3 protein-coding genes are annotated in these 4,072 nt (G+C 62.1%); 2 read left to right on the top strand and 1 reads right to left on the bottom strand.

All coding sequences use genetic code 11. From position 1 onward, the window contains the following. Nucleotides 1-243 precede the first annotated feature (243 nt). Nucleotides 244-585, bottom strand: coding sequence for a NifB/NifX family molybdenum-iron cluster-binding protein (locus ACY69P_RS14840; protein ID WP_459897618.1), 342 nt, complete (start codon nt 583-585; stop codon nt 244-246). A 587-nt stretch (nt 586-1,172) separates the two neighbouring features. Between ACY69P_RS14840 and ACY69P_RS14835 the strand changes: the two genes are divergently transcribed. Both ACY69P_RS14835 and ACY69P_RS14830 read left to right on the top strand, forming a co-directional pair. Beyond that, the gene (locus ACY69P_RS14835) at nt 1,173-3,479 is read left to right on the top strand and encodes a methyl-accepting chemotaxis protein (RefSeq protein ID WP_462328032.1); all 2,307 of its coding nucleotides are present in this window, start codon (nt 1,173-1,175) and stop codon (nt 3,477-3,479) included. 190 nt (nt 3,480-3,669) lie between these two features. Next, the coding region (locus ACY69P_RS14830; protein ID WP_462328031.1) for a TetR/AcrR family transcriptional regulator at nt 3,670-4,072 on the top strand (403 nt) is incomplete at its 3' end.

Genomic DNA, 4,072 nt, shown 5'->3' with positions numbered 1-4,072 from the left:
ACGCCACGTCTTCCGACACGTAGCGCCCAAGACTTTGTCTGACGCAAAGGGGCGCGCCAGGCGCCCCTTGCGACGGCATTGCCCCCCTGCGCTCGCGCCTCTTCTGTCCATATCTGCCCAGCTGACGCGGCGCTTGCCCCGCGCGTTCACCGCGCGCCACGCACAAAACGCGCGCAGCGGCGCAATATGGCCGCACACGCGCTCCGCGTTGCAACTGTTTTCCACTCCGCCGCCAGCTTTAGGCTACACGCCCTCGCGCATCAGGGCCGTAAAGGCGGCAATGGCGTCATCCACCGTCCCCGTAAAGGGGTAGGAGACCTTCACGCCCGCCTCGCGCAGGGCGCGCGCCGCCTTGGCGCCGCAATTGCCCGCCAAGACCGCCTCCACGCCCTGCTCCGCCAGCGTCCGCGCCACATTGACGCCGCAGCCCTCCTGCTCGTCCCTATGGGGATTGGGCACGGCGGTTTCCTCGCCAGTGGCGGTGTCGTAAATATAAAAGTAGTCGGCGCGCCCAACCACCGGCTCCACACGCGCTGTGCGCGTGGTCCCCGCACTGCAAATGGCAAATCGTGTGTATGTTTTCATGCCCGAAACATAGCAAAGCCAGTGCCACAGGCTCAAACATCCTGTTTTCTCACCATTTTCTCATTCAAGCCTGCCGCATGGCCCCGCAAACAGGGCGCAAAATGCGCCGCCCGTCATTTTCCGCGCCCCACGGGGATATTCAGCGGTGTGCCACATTCCGTTTCGTACGCAACAATATGGGGCAATCCCAATCTAGCACCGGAGCCAGCGCGTTTTGGAGCAAAGCACTATTGACGCATCCGCACCGGGCGTTTATCCAAAACCACAAAGTAAACGCTCACCTAACAAAAAACGCGTAACCTGCCGATATCCCCTGCACAAGGAACATCGTTTTACGCAAACGGATGAGGAGACGGGCGATGCGATTTTCATCCGCAGCATGCTGGTGACGGCGCCACCGCACCAACGACGCACTGGGCACATGTTCTGGAGGACTGCACAACACATAACCCGCTTGCCATACAAGACGAGCGCAACCCGTCAAGCATCCGGGCCACACTTCGCGCCACGCCGTGGGGGGCACGGCGCACCCGGTTTTGATGGTTGCCGCGCAGAGAAGCAGCGCGGCAGAGCAACGGAGCAGAGTCGTGAAGATAAAGAGCATAGCAACGGAATTTATTCTGGCAGTCGTCGTGGTGGTGGGGCTGTCCGTCGCGGCCATTGTCCTGTACGCGAACCACGCCATCTATCAGCTGGAGCTGGCGAACAACACCGCGTTTATGAACAAGCTGGCCGATTCCCTCGTGCAGGAGATTGACGACTTTTCGGGGGAAGGCGTGTCCATCGCCAGCAGCCTTGCCGGACAGCGCGGCATGATGAACGCCGCCGTGCGCGACACCGCCTATATCGTCAACAGCCAGTTGCGCGACATCGTCAAATCCAACGACAGGCTGGACACCGTTTTACTCTTCAACCGCAACGGCAAGGTCGTCTCCGGCTTTGATGCCAACGGCCAAAAGCTCCGCGGCAAAATTGTGAAGGACGAGCCCTATTTCAGCGGCATCGCCAATGGCGACGAAGCCTTTGTGGACAAGAACCTTACGCCCTCGCCCTTTACCGGCGCCACGGTGATGAACATTGCCGCGCCCGTCACGCGCGGCGGCGAGTTGGTGGGCGGCATTCTCGTCTGCGCCAACTGGGACAGGTTTGCCGCCAACGACATTCTGTCCCTGACCATCGGCACCAACGGCTACCCCATCGTCTTTGACCAAAACATGCGCACCATCGCCCACCCCGACCCGGCCCTCATGTTCAACGCCCCGCGTGGCAGCGTCCTGGAACAGCAGATTCAAAACGTAGGCAACGGCACCACGGAATACACCTTCGCCGGCGTCACCAAGCTCGGCGTCTTCCGCCGCGCAGAAGGCATGGGATGGAGCGTTCTGCTCAACGCCCCCAAGGCCGAACTGCTTGTGAAGGTTACTGCCATTCGTAACGTTCTGCTGTGTATCGGCGCGGCGGCCATCCTCTTCGTCATCATCGTCATGGGCGTGTTGTTCCGCCGCCTTGTGGTCCGCCCGCTTGCCGCCATCAACACCTTTTCCGAACGCGTTGCCGCCGGCGACCTCAGCGCCACGCTCTCCGGGTCCTTCACCCACGAAACGGCGCGCCTGGCCAGCCACATCACCGCCATGACCGAGGAACTGAAAAGCAAACTCTCCTACGCACAGGGCATTCTCGGCGGCATTGCCATGCCCTGCGCCGTGGCCGACACCGCCGAGCGCATCACCTTCCTGAATGCCGCCATGGTGGACGCCGTAGGCCGCACAGGCGCGCCCGAGGACTTCCACGGCATGACCACCGGCGAGTTCGCCTTTGGCGACGCCTCGCGCCCCACCGTCCTCGGCAAGGCCCTGAAGGAAAATACGCAGATTGCGAACGAAATGGACTTCGTCACGCAGCAGGGCCACAAGCGCGTCTACTCCGTGGTGTCCACCCCCATTCACGACATGAACGGCGCCAGCACCGGCGCCATGACCATGTGGTTCGACCTCACAGAAGTTCGCCAGCAGCAGCACGCCATTGAGGAGCAAAGCGCCGTCATCGCGGATGTGGCCTCCCGCGCCTCGTCTGTGTCCACTCAGGTGGCCTCTGCCTCCGAAGAGCTCTCCGCGCAGGTGGAGCAGTCCTCCCGCGGGGCGCAGGAGCAGCGGCACATGGCCAGTGAGGCCGCAGCCGCCATTGAACAGATGAACGCCTCCGTGCTGGAAGTGGCGCGCAACGCCACCAGCGCCGCCGAAGTGGCCGAACGCACCCGCACCACAGCTGGCGAAGGCACCGAGGTCATCACCGCCGTTATCGAAGGGTTCGAGGAAGTCACCTCGGACTTTGCCTCCCTCGACACCTCCATGCAGGCCCTCAGCGAGCAGGCCGCGGGCATCTCCACCATCGTGCAGGTGATTGAGGACATTGCAGACCAGACCAACCTCCTCGCCCTCAACGCCGCCATCGAGGCCGCCCGCGCCGGTGAAGCCGGGCGCGGCTTCGCCGTGGTGGCGGACGAGGTCCGCAAGCTGGCGGAAAAGACCATGTCCGCCACCAAGGAAGTCGGCCACGCCGTCAAGTCCATTCAAAACAGCACCGCCACCACTGTGGACGGCATGCACCGCTCCCAGCAAGTGATGGAAGGCATCTCCGCCCACACCGCCAACGCCGTGGCCGCCCTTGAATCCATCCGCGGCATGGTGGAAGAAACCACCGCGCAGGTGCAGTCCATCGCCAGCGCGGCCGAGGAACAGTCCGCCGCCAGCGAAGAAATCAGCCACTCCGCAGGCGACATTAACCGCATTGCCGGAGAAACCGCAGAGGCCATGGGGCACTCCTCCACATCCGTCACGCAACTGGCGCAACTGGCCAGCGACCTGCAAGAAATGATTGCTTCCGTGAAGCAGTAGTGCGCATCTCCCCTCTTCACCACAAGGGCCGAGTGGACACTCGGCCCTTTTTTAGCATAGACAACGTGCCGATCATGCACACTTTTCCACCGACAAAGCGCCCCAAGCGCTTTCCCCCGGTTGACGCAGTTCCCCTCAGAGGCTAGGACCTGTGTGAGCACCCAATCCGCATAAGGAAGGACCGAACCGAGTGAGCGAAACAACACGACATAAAATACTCGACGCCGCGGCGCGCCTGTTTTCCGAACGCGGCTTCAACAATACCCCCACCAGTCTGCTGGCCCGCGAAGCCGGAATATCCGAAGGCAGCATCTACCGCCATTTCACCTGCAAGGACGAAATATTCCTCAGCCTCATCACAGGCGTACGCGAGGAATTGGAGCTGGCGCTCAAAGACGCCATGACCCAAAGCCACTGTCAAAGCGGCCTCGCCCGCATCAGCTGTGTGGTGGAGGTCTACTCCAACTACGTCCGTGAAAACCGCCGCAACTTTGCCCTCATCTTCCGCGACGCGCCAACCCGCGCCGGGGACAATGGCTCTAAAGTACAAGACGAACTGCGCGCCATTCACGACTTCATCCTCGGCAGCATCC

The sequence above is a fragment of the Desulfobaculum sp. genome (assembly GCF_054921475.1).
Note: the sequence above shows the minus strand (reverse complement) of the source record. Positions and strands in the feature narration are given on the sequence as shown.